The following is a 16191-nucleotide window of genomic DNA, read 5'->3' as shown; positions in this document are numbered from 1 at the left end:
TCTACGCACGCTTGCCCGTTTGCATCGCATGCGGGGTCGAGTTAGCTGGCCGCCTTCACCATGTCTTCGATCACCTTCTTCGCGTCGCCGAACACCATCATCGTCTTGTCCATGTAGAACAGGTCGTTGTCGAGACCGGCGTAGCCTGCGGCCATCGAACGCTTGTTCACGATCACCGTGCGCGCCTTGTACGCCTCGATGATCGGCATGCCCGCGATCGGCGACTTCGGATCGTTCTTCGCCGCCGGATTCACCACGTCGTTCGCGCCGAGCACCAGCACCACGTCGACCTGACCGAATTCGCCGTTGATGTCATCCATTTCGTAGACCATGTCGTACGGCACTTCGGCTTCGGCGAGCAGCACGTTCATATGCCCCGGCATCCGTCCGGCCACCGGGTGAATCGCGTATTTCACCTCGAACGCTTGATCATGAAATCGTCGACACCAAGCCTGACGGGTTCGCTCGGGCGCAACCGAATCTTTCTTTCGGCAGCTGCGATGATGCGGCGCCTTCCATCAGCAAACGCTTTGAGCATGCGGACCTGGTCAGCGCCTGCTGGTAGCCAGAAATGCTCTTCGAGCGCCTCTCGCGTGATCGCACAAGCGACATCAACCCGCTGGCCAGACAAGCGGAACACGATCTCGCGCCTGTCCGGCGCTACGTCTGGCGTCAGTTCACTAACGTCCATGACTCACCTCGCGAATTTGTCTGCGAACTTTCAACCATTTGTGGCTCACCTCCAAATTTAACAGAACTTATCGCGCCGGAATTCGGTGCCGGCATAGCCCGCGTGCACCAAGTGCGAGTATCGCCGCCGGCAAACGGCGCTCCATCAAATCGAGGCGGTTCCAGCGATGCTCACCGCCTTTGGAATTACCTTCGTCGGCACTCCGCAAAGTCGCGAAACCGATTTGCCTAGCTTGCGGTGGTCGCGCAATGTGCAGTTTATTTGCGGACACGCCACGCCGTCGCAGACGAAGCGACTCCGTTCCAATGTTTTTATGGCGCCTAACCGTCAAAAACGTGTCGGCATCCGCCATGCCATGCGATATATCTGGTATTGGAGTGTCCTCCAATAAACTCATCTATTCCACTATATCGACAGGTCCTGCCGCCCCTGGCGTTGCAGATAAGGCTTCCATTCTGTTAGAGGCCGCTTGAGATGCCAAGTCGCGACCATCGAGCGCCCGTCAAGAACCCGAACGAGGCAAAAAGAACGCGCCTGCAGTCGTGCGAAACTACAACGGAATCACGCTTATACTCCACACAAAGAGGCACAGCAATGAAACTGCAAGACCTTCAGATTCAAGCTCGCATGTCGGCTATCGAGAACGCGCTCGCGCTTGCTTTTGCCGTGATAGCGCAGGATGGCGAGAACGCCCCGGCTACACTGCAAACGTTCCGCGAAGTACTTACGCATGCCGGTCAAACAAAATTGGCGCGCTTCGCAACAATGGTCGGCGCAACGATCGACGAACAAATTGCTCTCGAACTGGCCCACGAACAGACTCTCGAACGTATCTTTGACGGCGGTGAACAATTCATACCCACCAACGACTGAAAACCCTGCACCGCAACGTAGGTCCCGAGCCTATTGCTCGCGTGTCCAGCTTTCCACCGACAACGCGTCCGTCAACTCAGTGGAGTACCCCTATTGCGCTGCAGTCTCAGCTCCATCGCCGGTCGAATTGACCATAAGCCATTCAACCACACAAAAGGCGGACTCATGGCAGGCATTGACCAACTCCTGATACAACCTTTTATTCAATGTCGTCTGATCGTATATTCTCCTGCGCTTACGAGTCGAACGGCTCACGCCCAAAACTGTACCTAACTTGAGTTTCCTGGCATGCTGCCTGACGGGCACTGCGTAGCAGTGAAAGCCATATACTTATCGACACTCCCTGAGAGCACACGGTTCGCATTTGTCCAACTGGCGCCGATCGAAAATGTGACAGTTCGAACGCATCCCGGAAGTGTTTCCCGACGTGGCCTCTGTGCAAAACAGATGCACACGTAGTTCTGCAAGACTTTCGTGGAACAAGACCTTCAATGGTGCACATATTGACGAAGAACTAATCGTTGTCTACGAGTACACAGGTGGTCTTGGCACAAACCGCACGGTTCAGACTCGTGCGTCAAGTCGGCGTTCTCTTGTCGGCGACAACGTAACAAGGGTGGTGAACGACATGGGATTCGATGACATTCTGAAAGTGCAGCCACGCCTCTTTGACTACAACGGGACGGGCTCATGACAGTCACGTTGAAGCTGTCCCACACGGTCGATTGAGGACACGCTGGCATGCCAAACAGTGGGCTCGTCAGCGCGTGGCCCGCGCCTCTACGAATGAGATACTCATGGAAGATATTCTTCAAATGCGGATGCAACTCCTTGCATACCAAACGCTAATCGCGGCGCTGCTCGCCAGGACCGCTCCAACAATCAACGAACTGGAGCGCATGCGACGGGCTATCCAACGTAGCGCAACCGTCCGATCTTCAGGCGAACCAGACCGCGACTCAATGAGCGAATACGCCGCGGCAATCGAAGACGTATTTCTGTGCGCGTCGCTCGCCATTACGGATCTCAAAGGGGCGCAGAGCGGATGTTAGCGAGACTCATTCGAAAGTGCGAACGCCACCGAATAGCGCCGGTGTGGTTCACCCAAAACGCCTGGCCAACCTCTGGTCTTATGCGCTGGATCTCAGGATCGACAATGCGTCGACGGCGCCGATGCCGTGCAATCGTTTTCAAAAAACATGACAACCATCGGTGTACTCAGTCTAAGGCATCCCTGTCACCCGCCAGGTACGTCGATCGAGCCGACGTTGTACCTCACAATAAGGCAGACACCGGTCAAAACGAACTCAGGAAAGCCCTACTTCGGAAACCCCAAAATCCTGCAGTGGAAAACACCGGCAACGTACCGGCATCAATGTCTCAATCAATTTCTTTTATATCATTCAGCATATAAACCAGCTCAAATGACGCTCTATACACTCCGTCTCATTTGCCAAAAAACAATGCCTCGCTAATCTTTTCCATCTTTTTGCACCACGCCGAGACTCACCCGACATAAATGTGCACCGCGATCGTGCGCCTCCTAATTGCCCAATGTCTTAAACTGCCAATGTTTTAGCTAGATCAGCCATGTAATAATGATGTCGGAATCATTTGTATAACATGCGTTAACAAAAAATAAAGACAGAGTCGAGAGAAAGGCCTTTGCAGGCCAAACATTCCGAGGGAAAAATGGAACTAGTGCATACTCTGCCCCGCTGCTCGCGGCAAAGTGCGGTGGTGACGCAAGCGAACGACATCACTCGCGTTGACATAGCGTTGTTCAATGGTTTTGCGCTGCCCAAGGTCGCAGCGATTATCGAGATCTTCCAGAAGGCAAACGCACTCGTCGCATCGCAACGATCGGCCCGCACACGCTACGACGTTTCGTTGCTTTCGGCTTCCGGTGGTCGCATTGCGAGCTCGTCGTCGGTGTTCGTCTGGACGGACAGCGTCGACTCGCACCGCGGCACGAATGACACGCACCTGCTCTTCATCGCAGGCGGTGCGGGCGCGCAGCACGCGTGCCGCGACGAACGCCTTGGCAACTGGCTACGCCGCAGGCATCCGTTCAGCGAGATCATTCATCCGATCGCGGAAGGACGGCTGCTTCTGGAAGCGGCCGGACTTCCCAGCCGCTATTGCCCGCTGCTGTATGGCGGCAATGAAGCATACGGTCTTTACGAGGCAAGCCCGCTGACTGAAGCGCCGGCCGCCGTGCACACAGCACTGCGCATCATCGAAGAGGATTTAGGACCGGAACTGGCGCGGCTGTTTGCCGAATCCGTCGCGCCGGAGCACAGGATGTCCTTCAACTCGTCAATGACCTACAGCGCGACGTCCCAAGTCAGCGAAAAGATCATGGCCTCGGCGCGTTGGCTGGAGGCCAATGTTGAACGCCCCATCTCTATTGACGACGCGGCCCAGATCGCAGCAATGAGTGAGCGCAATTTCCTGCGGCGCTTCAAGAGCGAGATCGGCATGACGCCTTCTGACTATCTGCTTCGGGCGCGCTTGAACATGTGTTGCCGGATGCTCCTCGAATCGCGTTTGCCTGTCGACAAGATCGCCCGGCGCTGCGGTATCGGCAGCGGCGGCCAATTGGCCAAGCTGTTCAGAAAGTATCTGGCGACGACACCGACCGACTACCGGATGCGCAAAATGGCACCTCAGGGTGGTTCGTCCTGAGCGTCTGCAGTGAGCCCAACTTGGCTCGGTACGCGTTGTCGGCAATTGGCCTGTCGGTAACGACATCAAACAGTCGGTGCGACCGCCCGCTTTGGATTTGCCTAGGCCCGGGTGTCGCGATAACTTGGAGATGCGTTGATGCCAGTAAGCGCCCGGAAACACCAACGCCGCATCGCTTGAATCAAGAATACGCTGGAGATGTGCGATTGCAATGTCGATGTTTTGTAGCGTGTAAGGGCTATTGTCTACGCTGCTTACGATACGGGATTTAATTGCCGCCTCCCGGTTCGCCCGCGCTATGCGTTGATGAACGCGTTTGCGCATGATGCGGGCACGAAGCATTGCCGTTCGCGCCGACGTCGTGGACTATATGGGGAAGCTAGGGACTCATTTATCCGGATATAGCATTTGTCCGCCCACTGGTGCCGGGAGTGTCACGGGGACGCAAGTGGACTATGGCAGCCTGGAGTTAACACCGGTTCTGGCGCTCGTTGCTTTCCCGCAGAATGCCTGTGACCTTGAAGCCCCAATTGGTGCAATGGAGACAAAGTTCATGAAGGCAGCCGTTTCGACGTTGCATCGGGGCTATCAACTCACGGCTAGCGCATGTCCTGCACACGGTGGTCTGCATGCCGCAGATCTTCTCATCGAGAAGCCGGGTCGCGCACCGGAATCTTTCGCCGCATTGGATTACTTCTTCGATGACCAGCAGGCGTTGAAATATGCGACCAGTTGGGGACGCATCTGGGTTGACATGAAGAGCTGAGACCTGCGTCGCGTCCAGGCGCGGCAATATGCCCGGACAACTAACGGAGACTTATATGCACGATGTCCCAAGCACCGAATCGTCGTCTTACCTCCTTACCCGGCAGACTCTGCGCTTCCTCGCGCGCGACTCCCAAATTCCCAGCATGGCCCTCGCCTATTGGCTTGGCGATCCAGAACCATCACGTGAACCGAGATTCTTCGACGCCATGCAAAAATTCGGCCCGCTGATGCAACTGGTTCTGCCCGACGAACGACCGGGTGTCTTCGTGCAGCGGGCGACCATTCAGCTGGTTCAGGATTGTGGGATTGTGAAACGGCTCATCTTTAAGGACGGCTCTTCGCTCGATGTTCGATATGCTGGGCCCTGCAGCGACCTTTGCGACGAGTGAACGAACGTCGCATGCCCGCGGAGCGCCTGGAGATGGAGGTGGCCCACTAACGTGTTGCTTCCGGCTCACAAGGGTACGCCAGCGCCGGGCTGACGAAGACTACTTGCGCAGTCTCTCATCGGCGACGATGCTGATGGGGTGTCCCATCAGTATTTGGTTGCCTGCCCAGGTAACTGCTTCCGGCGGCAAGTACGTCTAAAGCATTCACCCGGCGTTCATGAATCGTTCCCTTATTCGACGCTCGGTACGGATAGGACGAGATGAATACGGTGCCTGTGCATATTCATTAAAAAGTTGGCCAACTAGGGACACCGGAGGCCAGCAAACTGATTCACGACTTTATAAAGCGAGGTCGGCCACCTGAGACGGCTTCCCGTGCACTGCCTCAACCTATATCTGCGCGCCATCGCATTAGCCCAAAGCCGCGAGGTACTCACTTACTCAAGGCTAGAGCGTGTTAGGAACTTTGAAGGACTGGCACCGCGTGAACGAGCATAAGCATCGCGAAGACCACAAAATGAAGCCCGGCGAGAGTTTCGGGTAGCCGTTCATAATCACGTGCGAGACGGCGGAAACGGTTGAGCCAGCCAAAGCTGCGCTCGACCACCCACCGCCGGGGCAGCAGCACAAATCCCTTTTTCGCTTCCTGCAGTTTGATCACTTGCAGTTCAATGCCTTCGTCGCGTGCGGCCTGCACTGGCTCTTTGCCCGTGTATCCCTGATCCGCAAATGCCACCTTGACGGTATGTCCCGTTACTTGCTGAACCTGACGCGCAAGCTCTGCCACCTGTGCGCGCTCCTGTTCATTGGCTGGTGTCACGTGCACCGCCAGCAACTGTCCCAAGGTGTCCACAGCAATGTGCACCTTACTGCCGCGTTTGCGCTTATAACCGTCATAGCCCGCACGTGGACCACTCTCGCAGGTCGACTGTATCGTGCGACCGTCCAGAATCACGGCGCTGGGCTGCCCCTGCCGTCCCTGTGCCACGCGTATCACTGAGCGTAGGTCGCAGACCATGTGCTCAAAGCAGCCTGCCTGTAACCAGCGTTGAGTCTGCTGATACACCAGTTCCCAAGGTGGGAAATCATTGGGCAGCATCCTCCAGGGCGCGCCGGCCCGAGCCATCCAGCGTAACGCGTCAAACATGTCGCGCAGTTCGTATTTGCGCTGCGGCGCCGTGACGTCCATCAGCGTCAGATAGGCGGCCGCGAAGCCCCATTCTTCGTCGGACACGTCGGTCGGGTACCCTTTGCGGTCTGCTTTTTTCATCCCGCCAGGATACCAGGTCTCGCACCAAGTACCTAACACGCTCTAGGCACACATAACGTCGCGCGTTGCGTAAATAAATGGCTACCGGTGCAACTGAAAAAACTTGGCTTTGGGCAACCAGGTCATCAGACGAATGGGCCCCGCCGTCTCCGTATTGAGGCTCAATCGGAGACACATAAGACTGCATATGAAAAGCTATGTGTCTGCGCCCAGACGCTGCAGTCTGACTCGATGGAGTATGCAGGGCGTATGGATGCTTTTTTTTGCGAGACGAATTGTTCTCGGTGTGAAAGAATGGCGCAATAAGAGGCCTGGAAGAGTCGGTCCGATGGTCTGACCTGCGATTCATGAAGGGGACTGCCACGTCAATCGTGGTCGTTTCACTTTAAGTCATTTTGTTGCATGAACGTAGCATAAAAGAGAGAGGGCAGTATGACAAAGAGAATCGCGTATGTGACCGGTGGCATGGGTGGAATTGGAACAGCTATTTGTCAGCGTCTGCATAAGGATGGGCTAACCGTCGTGGCCGGCTGCGGACCCAACTCACCGCGACGGGAGCGGTGGTTAGCCGAACAGGCCGCGCTTGGGTTCTCCTTCACCGCCTCTGAGGGCAATGTTGGCGACTGGGAGTCAACGGAGGCCGCTTTCGCGAAAGTGAAGAAGGAAGTTGGTGACGTCGACGTACTGGTGAATAACGCCGGCATCACGCGGGACGGTGTGTTTCGCAAAATGTCGCGGGAGAACTGGAACGATGTCATTGATACAAACCTGACGAGTCTTTTCAACGTGACCAAACAGGTCATCGAGGGGATGGTCGGTAGAGAGTGGGGCCGGATAATCAATATCTCTTCCGTGAACGGCCAGAAAGGGCAGTTCGGTCAAACCAACTACTCAACTGCCAAAGCGGGCATTCACGGATTCACGATGTCGCTTGCTCAGGAAGTAGCCACAAAGGGCATCACGGTGAATACGGTTTCGCCGGGGTACATCGGGACGGATATGGTTCGCGCCGTACGTCCCGAAGTATTGGCCGCCATCGTCCAGAGCATTCCGGTGCGCCGTCTCGGAGAGGCGTCGGAAATTGCATCAATTGTTTCGTGGCTTGCGAGTAACGAATCGGCTTTCGCAACAGGGGCGGATTTCTCGCTCAACGGTGGCTTGCACATGGGTTAAGGAGGTGAACTGCGCCCCTTCGTCAGTCCAGCGTATCTGTCGCTTCTTGGCCATACGGTGGCTGACGACCTGGTTCACTGCTGACTCGGCTATGCTGCTGCTGATCGGGAGGCCCTTGCGATGCCGGGGGCCGTAGTTGACCAACGTGTGCGCGTTGTTCCTCAGGTAACTGGAGACGGTGTTCAGATTCCACCACAGCGTTTTGAATTCGTATACCTCTCTCGCCAGCAGCCGACTGTCCAGTGCCTTGATCCGCTCCATTGCCTTGCTGCCATTGCCTTGCTGCCCTTGCCATGCCACACCAACCACTTCGCGTGGGTGATTTCGGCCTCCAACCGCATGGCTTGCTCCCACCGTTGCGAGACCGATCAGCCTGCTCCAGACGAAACCGATGCCGCTACCGGAAGCACAAGCGGCCTCCTTGGGAGAGCCGCCTCAACTTTTGCACGCTCTCTCGCTGATTCGTCGACCAGCTCGCAATGCACCATATGGCCTGCGCCCGGCGCGATAACCAGGGCGATGTGAGGCAGATCCCGGGTGCAGTGGAGCGGAATGCAATTTGGGGGCAACAGTCCTGCCACCCTCGCCCACTAAAATGCTTATCGCCATCTCAAGCCTGGAAAGTGGGCGCGAAAAAGCGCCACGGCATGTTGGGTGAATGTCTCAGCCGGTCCGCGCACGGCCGGTCGCGTCCGGCAGCAATCGGCCCGACAACGGTCATTGAACGCCGCCTCGGAAATCACAGAAAATCGCCACATAAAGGCGCGTTCAAACGCACCAATTGATCTTTATCAAAAGAGTGTGACGATTAAGGGCAAGCGGCTTTGAACGGATTCGCACATGCTCCGTGACATCAGGTTTCCTTAAGGTAACGCCATTAGCATTACGGATGCATGCACGGTGCCCATCCCACGTGTCGATTTAAAGAGTCGCGGGCCCATGTGCTTCGTCGATCTTGTGGCGCTGGGCAAAGCGGGGAGCGGGAGTGATTAAGCAATACGAAATGAGGGCGCCAGCCTATGGCGTCGTGGCGCGTGCCCTTCACTGGTTGACGGCCCTGTTGATCGCGCTGCAGTTTGTGATCGGCTGGACGATGCCCGATGTCCACAAGGACACCCAGCCCGTTGGGCTGATTGCCTGGCATCTCGGCGTTGGCGCGACGCTGATCGCCGTGATGGTGCTCAGGGTAGTCTGGCGGCTGACTCATCGGCCCACGCCAGATGAGTCACGCCCGCTGCTCGACGTCCTCTCGAGCATCACTCACCTGCTTCTCTATGTCGCCTTGTTGCTCGTCCCGCTCGTCGGCTGGATCAACGCATCCTCCCGTGGCTGGACGGTTCGCCTGGCAGGGATGGTGCCGTTTCCGTCATTGAGCAAACCGGAATCGTCTTTCGGCCACGAGATGGGTGATGTGCACGGCATCCTGGCATGGGTGCTGTTCGCACTTATCGTCTTGCACATTGTCGCCGCGTTGTTTCATCGTTTGGTCTTAAAAGATCACGTATTGCAGCGGATGCTGCCCAGCGCCGGGCCATCGCGAGACTCGGTGCGCAATAGCTGAGTGGGGTGCTGCTATGGACAGGGGACATCGCCGAAAATTAGCGGGGAGACCGGCGCCCCTGTCTGAGGAAAGCGGCAGCAAGACCGCCAAGCCGCACCACGTTTTCCTGCACGTGGCGGCAGAGTCGCTCGGTGCATCCGTGGCGACGGCACTGCTTCCGGCGAGGATCCCCGAAGCGTGCGCGGCTTCAACAACAGCACGGCAACAGGTTGCCCAACGAACTTCGGTCGTCCCGGAAACTAGTCCATAACGAATGCCATCGGCTCAACGTGTATGACGCGGCGAATCTTATTTTTTCGATATTTTTCTTTCGCTATCCTTTGTTTTTGTTCAGTGCAAGTACATGCGGAAATCCGACATAATTTCGGCGCGATTCTGTCAACGGAATTCGTCAATCCAGAGCAAAACGTATCGTTTTGCCATGCTTCGACGATCGCCTACAAAGACGGCACTCTGGTAGCAGCATGGTTGGCGGGCAATAAAGAAGCAGGGAATGACGTTGGCGTGTGGGTAACGCGCTTTTCCGGCAATCACTGGGCAGAGCCTGTGCGCGTCGCCGATGGCCATTCGCCTGACGGCGGAGCGCTGACGACAATTAATCCGGTGCTCTTTGCTCCCCACAACGGCCCCTTGATGTTGTTTTTCAGGAGGGGGAAGCTGCCTGCCGATTGGCATCCTCTGCGCATGACCTCGCTTGACGGTGGCAGGACATGGTCAAAACCGATTGCCTTGGGCCGAGGCGTCTCAGGTCCGGCGAAAAACAAGCCCGTCCAACTGTCGAATGGAGTCGTGATAGCCGGAAGCAGCACCGAGGATGGTGGATGGAAAGTTCACTTCGAGCGTTCACTGGATGGCGGCAACACGTGGGACGTTGTGTACCCGCCGGTCGGCTCGCGTCCGGTCCAGGCGATCCAGCCCGCCATCCTCGATCACGGTCATGGACACTTGCAGGCATTGGTTCGGACGAAAAGCGGCTTCGTATTCAGCACCAGGTCGAGAGATTGGGGAAAGACATGGAGCGATCTCTCGCCGTTGAATATTCCGAATCCGAACTCGGGTCTGGACGGCGTGACCTTGGCTGATGGGCGCGACCTGATTGTCACGAACCCCCTGCCTTACGTCGAAGGTGGTTGGGACCGACATAGGCTGTCTGTCTTCATTTCGGCCGATCATCAGACTTATAGCAACGTGCTGGACATTGAGAATGAAGCAAATCAGGAGTTTTCTTACCCCGCGGTTATTCAGACCCCGGACGGCAAGGTTCACATCACGTATACATGGAAAAAAACTCACATAAAGCATGTCGTGCTAGATCCCCAAAGGATTCGTACCTCCCGTCAAACGTTACTGCTCGAGACTGAGCGTCAATAAGATTCTCAGCACCACCCATTGACGAAGCGTCAAACCGGCCGAGCGCCCAGAAGGGCCGGTTGGTCGCCAAATCCCATTCCGGGCTTGCCTCCCGCAACAGAAAATCGATGGTGTTGCCCTCCTCGTCCACCGTCCGATACAGATATCTCCACCGGCCGTTGATCCTGATGTAGATCTCGTCCATGCGCCAGCTTCCGTCGACCGGGCGTTTGCGCGTCGAAAGAGCTTCCCCAGTATGGGCAACAGTTTCAGCGCCCACCGCTGAACCGTCGAATGATCAACCTGCTGGCCCCGCTCAGACATCATCTCTTCGAAATTGCGCAGGCTCAGCGGATCCGCGACGTACCAGCGAACGCACAGCGCGCGGCACGTCGGGCGACGTGGTCGATGGAGACTTCCCGCTTCGCGATGGCGAGGCAATCGACTTGGTACGCGCTGCTTGTGTGCCTCATCCGACGGCCTGCTAGACCTCGCTGCGTTTGAGCAGATAGTCGAGACCTCCCACGCGATACCAGCGATAGCCATAGGGCTCGAGCACCACCGTATGCCGTCCGGTTGCATCGGCCTGACTGTGTTCATCGGAGAGCACGTTGACGAGCCGCGCGTCTCCTGCTTCGCCTGTCCCGGTTTTGAAACTGACCGTGCACGCGGCCGCGCTGAAGTTATGCAGACACACCACCGAGTTGTTGCGCCAGTCGTAGCGCAAGCCGAGCACGTCCTTGCGCGATATCCGCAGGATCGAGAAATCGCCCCAACTGATCTCCGGCACTTCGCGGCGCATGCGGATCAGGCGTTCCATCCAGTTCAGCAGCGAATCTGGATCGCGGCGCTGGCTCGCGACGTTCACGCGTTCAAAGCCGTATGGCCCACCTGAAATGACCCGTGCGACCGGCTTTGGATGCTTCGTGAAACCGCCGTGCGGCTCGGTCGACCACTGCATCGGCGTGCGCGCGCATTCGCGCTCCGGCAAGCGTAGATCGTCACCCATGCCGATCTCGTCGCCGTAGCAAAAGACCGGCGTTCCCGGCGACGTGAGCATCACGCTATACGCGAGTTCGAGGCGACGCCGGTCGCCGTCGAGCATCGGCGCGAGCCTTCGGCGAATGCCACGCTCGTAGAGTTGCATGTCAGGCGTCGGGCCGAATGCGGCGAATACGGTCTCGCGCTGCTCCGGCGTGAGACGTCCCAGGTCGAGTTCGTCGTGATTGCGCAGGAACACGCCCCATTGCGCTGTCGCCGGGCGCGGCTTTGTCACGCGAAGCGCCTTCCTGAGCGGTGCAGTGTCGGCGCTCGCCATCGTGTAGAACGTGGCCTGATTGACCTCGAAGTTGAACATCATCTGCAGTCGCTCGCCCTCGTCGCCGAAATACTGCATGTCAGTGTCGGGCAGAACGTTTGCTTCGGCGAGGATGATCGCGTCGCCCTTACGCCATTGCAGGAACTCGCGGAACGTCCGCAACATGTCGTACTGCTCGACGGGCTGCCGCACCTGTGGGCCCTTTGTCGCGATCACGAAGGGCACGGCGTCCATACGAAAACCTGATACCCCGAGCTGGATCCAGAAGCCCATGATCTTCAGCAGTTCCGCCTGAACGTGCGGGTTCGCCGTGTTCAGGTCGGGCTGGAAGTCGTAGAAGCGGTGGAAATACCAAAGGCCTGCTTCCTTGTCGTAACTCCAGGTGGATTTCTGCACGCCGGGGAACACAATGCCGTCAGTCGCGTTCGCGGGCTTCTTCTTCGACCACACGTACCAGTCGCGGTACTTCGACTCCGGGTCGCGGCGCGCGCTCTGAAACCACGCGTGCTGATCGGACGTGTGGTTCACCACCAGATCGATCATCACCCGCAGGCCGCGTTGCCGGCACGCGTGCGCGAACTCGGCAAAGTCGCCGAGAGTGCCATGGCGGGGATCGACGTTGTAGTAGTCGGAAATGTCGTAGCCGTTGTCGCGGCACGGCGAAGGCTGAAATGGCATCAGCCAGAGCGTCGTGATGCCGAGGCCCTGCAGGTAATCGAGCCGGCGCATCAAGCCCTGAAAATCGCCGATGCCGTCGCCATTCGCATCCATGTAGGTGCCCACCGACAGGCAGTAGACGATCGCGTTTTTGTACCAGAGGTCGTTTAACATGCGCAATGACTGTCGTGGTCTTGTTCGATGCTACGCTTGGGGAGACGATGACAGCACTCACCTGGTGGCAGCATGGCGTCATCCATCCAGTGTACCCGCGCTCCGCTTCGGGACGCGGCGTTTCAGGTCGCAAAGGGTCTGTTCAGCGACTAATAAAGGCCTATCCTTTCTGGAAGGCCCAGGTGTTAATACCTTCCTCCGGCTCGCATTAGGGTGCGCTTGTCGGCGCGTCGTGTGTGGTCTCCGCCCTCGCGGAAGAGCCCATGCATTTGTACGATCCATCGGCGCCCAGGACACGTGCCCAGGTGGTCGCCAGAACTTAGCGACTGGTTCGCCGCCGGTTTCAATCCGTCAGAGTGGATCTGCTACCCGGAAAATGCGCAAGCCGCGGGGCGCCGCCGGCTGTGGCTGCCTTCAAGGGGCGGCACGGAATGGTGTTGAATCAGCCGCATTGGAAGTGAGACCGCTGCGGCCCGAATCCTACGACTACCCCGTGTGGCGGACAGGCTCATTTTCACCAATAATGGCCCCATCTCCCTTACTGCGCGAGGGCGAACATGCGTTATAGCCCCGATGCCATCCGTACCATCGCCCTCGTCGGGCATGCCGGCAGCGGCAAGACCTCGCTCGTCGAAGCGCTGCTGTACCACGGCGGCGTGCTCCATGCGCCCGGCAGCGTCGAGCGCGGGACTACCGTCTGCGATTTCGACCCGCTCGAACGGAAGTATCACCACTCGCTCAACTCCGCCGTCACTCACCTGCATTACCGCGACACACGCATCTATCTGCTCGATACGCCCGGTTATCCGGACTTTTCCGGGCCGTCGATCAGCGCGCTGCCCGCGGTCGAGACGGTTGCCGTCGTCATCAATGCGCAGACCGGCATTGAAATGACCACCCGGCGCATGATGACCTGGGCGGGCGAACGCAAGCTCTGCAGAATGCTCATCGTGAATGGAATCGATGGAGAAAAGGTCGACCTTCCAGGGCTACTCACGCAAATCCAGCAAACGTTCGGCACGGAATGCCTGCCCATCAACCTGCCGGCGCAGCGCGGCCGCAAGGTGGTGGACTGCTTTTTCAACCCTGCCGGAGACGCCGATTTCCTGTCCGTGGAGGCAGCGCACAATGCGCTCGTCGATCAGGTGGTCGAGATCGACCCCGCCCTGATGGAGCTCTACCTGGAGCAAGGCGAGGCCATCCGTCCGGAACAGTTGCACGAGCCTTTCGAGCGTGCGCTGCGCGAAGGCCATCTGGTGCCGGTGTGCTTCACGTCGGCGGTCAATGGCGCCGGCATTGCGGAACTGCTCGATGTGTTTGTCCGGCTTCTGCCCAATCCGATGGAAGGCAACCCGCCGCTCTTCTATCGCGATTCCGGCGGCCGCAAGGAAGTCGTGCGTGCCGAACCGGTCGCCGACAAGCACGTGCTGGCCCACGCCTTCAAGATCGTGATCGACCCTTACATCGGCAAGATGGCCGTGTTTCGCATCTATCAGGGCACGATCGAGCGCGATAGCCAGCTTTATATCGGCGACAGGCGGCAGCCGTTTCGGGTAGCCCATCTGCTGATGTTGCAGGGCAAGGAACATGTGGATGTCCTGCGTGCGGGTCCCGGCGATATCTGCGCGGTGGCCAAGGCCGACGACATTGGCCTCGATGCCGTGCTGCACGACGCGCCCGAGGACGGCAACATTCACCTCGTCCCGCCAGACTTCCCGATGCCCATTTACGGCCTCGCGATCGAACCGGCGCGCCGCGGCCACGAGCAGCGGCTGTGGGAAGCGCTGCAGAAGCTGACCGCGGAAGACCCGTGTCTGCGTATCGAACGCGAGGCCAGCACCAACGAGACTGTCGTGCGAGGCCTCGGCGAACTGCATCTGCGCTACATGCTGGAGCGGCTATCAGACCAGTACAAGCTCGAAGTCGTGACGCGGCCGCCGAAAATTGCCTATCGCGAGACCATCGGCGGCAGCGCCGAGGGGCACTGCCGCCACAAGAAGCAAACCGGTGGCGCCGGACAGTTCGGTGAAGTGATGCTCCGCGTGGAGCCGCTGCCGCGAGGCGCAGGGTTCGAATTCGTCGACGCCGTCAAGGGCGGTGCCATCCCCGGCCAGTTCATTCCCGCCGTGGAAAAGGGCATTCTCCAGGTAATCGAGAGCGGGCCGCTTGCCGGCGTCCCGATGCAGGACGTGCGAGTCACGGTCCTCGACGGCAAGAGCCATTCGGTCGACTCCAAGGAGGTGGCGTTCGTCACCGCCGGGCGCAAAGCCTTCATCGATGCGGTCCTCAAAGCCCAGCCCATTGTGCTCGAACCTATCGTGGACATCGAGGTGACGATGCCAGAGCCCGCGATGGGTGACATCATCGGCGATCTGTCGTCGAGGCGCGGCCAGGTTCACGGCTCCCGCCCCATCGCCGGGGATGCCGTGGTCGTCGCGGGACAGGTGCCGCTTGCCGAACTCAACGACTATCAGTCGCGTCTGAACGCGATCGCCGGCGGACACGGCAACTACAGTATTCAACTCAGCCATTACGCGCCGGTGCCCGCCGCGATGCAGGAATCGTTGGTGGCGCAGCACAAAAGCCGGAGCGACGCCGCGCTGCCGTGAATGGCCGCCGATCGTGATCGTCGAGCGGTAACCCTTGGTCGCAGCGGAAACCAGTTAGGGTAACGCGAGGATGATCGCGCCCGGGCATTCCTTTGTCTGGTCCTCGCCCAAAGCGCCAATGATTCTGCTCGAATCGCTGGTGCTAAGCGCTGGAGCGCGGAGTCGAACACATGAAGCTGCCGGAATCCGATGGGCAAGTCATCAGGGTTCTCAGCCGCGATCAGGTCGTCGCGTTCGACTCGTCGCTGGTTTCGACAAAAGACAGGATAGCGGGCGAATTCACTGCCCGACCGATGAGACCGGAAACTCTGCCAAGTTCACCCGCGCCCTTGCGGAAAACACCACCATCGACCCGGCCCGGAAGGGACTTTCGGAATGTCCGGCAGCGGCCACACTTGGTGCTGCGTCGGACGCTTCCAAGCCGTCTGGCCGATCAACTCTCCGATTGGACGCGCCCTTTTTTTTCTCCTGGGCCAAGGAGCGGCCGACGAATGGGTCGGGTTTCATTCGACTGGTTGCTCGCTCGTCTTGCTGTCAGTGTCGTCAATCGAAAGTTCCTTCCTGCAATTGCGTCGGAGCACTATGCTTTTCACTAAGTGAGGCACGAGGCTGAGGCTTGCGAAGGGCTACCAGATAGGTGCGTAAATGCCGATTGATCCCCACGCGCCCG

The 16191-nt window shown here is 58.3% G+C and carries 12 protein-coding genes and 2 pseudogenes; 9 read left to right on the top strand and 5 right to left on the bottom strand.

Annotated features, from left to right (window positions below; translation table 11 throughout):
* Positions 1-41: 41 nt before the first annotated feature.
* Positions 42-419 (bottom strand): annotated as a pseudogene (locus PQR42_RS02395) (NAD(P)(+) transhydrogenase (Re/Si-specific) subunit beta); the annotation flags it as partial.
* Entirely contained in the window at positions 413-691 is a 279-nt protein-coding gene (locus PQR42_RS02390) for a DUF1488 family protein (protein ID WP_408387532.1), read from the bottom strand. The gene PQR42_RS02390 and the pseudogene PQR42_RS02395, both read right to left, overlap by 7 nt.
* A gap of 594 nt (positions 692-1285) precedes the next feature.
* Here PQR42_RS02390 and PQR42_RS02385 point away from each other — a divergent pair.
* From PQR42_RS02385 to PQR42_RS02365, 5 genes are all read left to right on the top strand, one after another.
* Complete coding sequence (locus PQR42_RS02385; protein ID WP_408493550.1) at positions 1286-1564, top strand: hypothetical protein; 279 nt, start codon at positions 1286-1288, stop codon at positions 1562-1564.
* A 797-nt stretch (positions 1565-2361) separates the two neighbouring features.
* Positions 2362-2616 (top strand): hypothetical protein, encoded by a 255-nt coding sequence (locus PQR42_RS02380; RefSeq protein WP_408387531.1) that lies wholly within the window; start codon positions 2362-2364, stop codon positions 2614-2616.
* A 640-nt stretch (positions 2617-3256) separates the two neighbouring features.
* Positions 3257-4252: a GlxA family transcriptional regulator gene (locus PQR42_RS02375; protein ID WP_408387530.1), complete on the top strand. Its 996-nt coding sequence runs from the start codon at positions 3257-3259 to the stop codon at positions 4250-4252.
* Positions 4253-4700: 448 nt separating this feature from the next.
* Positions 4701-5018 (top strand): hypothetical protein, encoded by a 318-nt coding sequence (locus PQR42_RS02370; RefSeq protein WP_408387529.1) that lies wholly within the window; start codon positions 4701-4703, stop codon positions 5016-5018.
* A 55-nt stretch (positions 5019-5073) separates the two neighbouring features.
* Positions 5074-5409 carry a hypothetical protein gene (locus PQR42_RS02365; RefSeq protein WP_408211849.1) on the top strand — a complete coding sequence of 112 codons (336 nt, stop codon included), beginning with the start codon at positions 5074-5076 and terminating at the stop codon, positions 5407-5409.
* 457 nt (positions 5410-5866) lie between these two features.
* Here PQR42_RS02365 and PQR42_RS02360 read toward each other — a convergent pair whose 3' ends face one another.
* The gene (locus PQR42_RS02360) at positions 5867-6679 is read right to left on the bottom strand and encodes an IS5 family transposase (protein WP_408393993.1); all 813 of its coding nucleotides are present in this window, start codon (positions 6677-6679) and stop codon (positions 5867-5869) included.
* A 432-nt stretch (positions 6680-7111) separates the two neighbouring features.
* On the opposite strand from PQR42_RS02360, the gene PQR42_RS02355 reads away from it, so the two are divergent.
* The 3 genes from PQR42_RS02355 (at position 7112) to PQR42_RS02345 (ending at position 10784) form a co-directional block, all read left to right on the top strand.
* Entirely contained in the window at positions 7112-7852 is a 741-nt protein-coding gene (locus PQR42_RS02355) for a 3-ketoacyl-ACP reductase (RefSeq protein ID WP_408211847.1), read from the top strand.
* 1003 nt (positions 7853-8855) lie between these two features.
* Positions 8856-9413, top strand: a complete 558-nt coding sequence (locus PQR42_RS02350; RefSeq protein WP_408391152.1) for a cytochrome b — start codon at positions 8856-8858, stop codon at positions 9411-9413.
* Positions 9414-9686: 273 nt separating this feature from the next.
* The gene (locus PQR42_RS02345) at positions 9687-10784 is read left to right on the top strand and encodes a sialidase family protein (protein WP_408211844.1); all 1098 of its coding nucleotides are present in this window, start codon (positions 9687-9689) and stop codon (positions 10782-10784) included.
* 91 nt (positions 10785-10875) lie between these two features.
* Here the strand turns inward: PQR42_RS02345 and PQR42_RS02340 are convergent.
* Both PQR42_RS02340 and PQR42_RS02335 read right to left on the bottom strand, forming a co-directional pair.
* Positions 10876-11144 (bottom strand): annotated as a pseudogene (locus PQR42_RS02340) (DDE-type integrase/transposase/recombinase); the annotation flags it as partial.
* A 103-nt stretch (positions 11145-11247) separates the two neighbouring features.
* Positions 11248-12912, bottom strand: a complete 1665-nt coding sequence (locus PQR42_RS02335) for an alpha-amylase family protein (RefSeq protein WP_408391147.1) — start codon at positions 12910-12912, stop codon at positions 11248-11250.
* Between the two features lie 557 nt (positions 12913-13469).
* Here PQR42_RS02335 and fusA point away from each other — a divergent pair.
* The gene (gene fusA / locus PQR42_RS02330; RefSeq protein WP_408391145.1) at positions 13470-15521 is read left to right on the top strand and encodes an elongation factor G; all 2052 of its coding nucleotides are present in this window, start codon (positions 13470-13472) and stop codon (positions 15519-15521) included.
* Positions 15522-16191: the final 670 nt, after the last annotated feature.

Source organism: Paraburkholderia sediminicola, from assembly GCF_046027355.1.
GTDB classification, from domain to species: domain Bacteria; phylum Pseudomonadota; class Gammaproteobacteria; order Burkholderiales; family Burkholderiaceae; genus Paraburkholderia; species Paraburkholderia sediminicola_B.
Note: the sequence above shows the minus strand (reverse complement) of the source record. Positions and strands in the feature narration are given on the sequence as shown.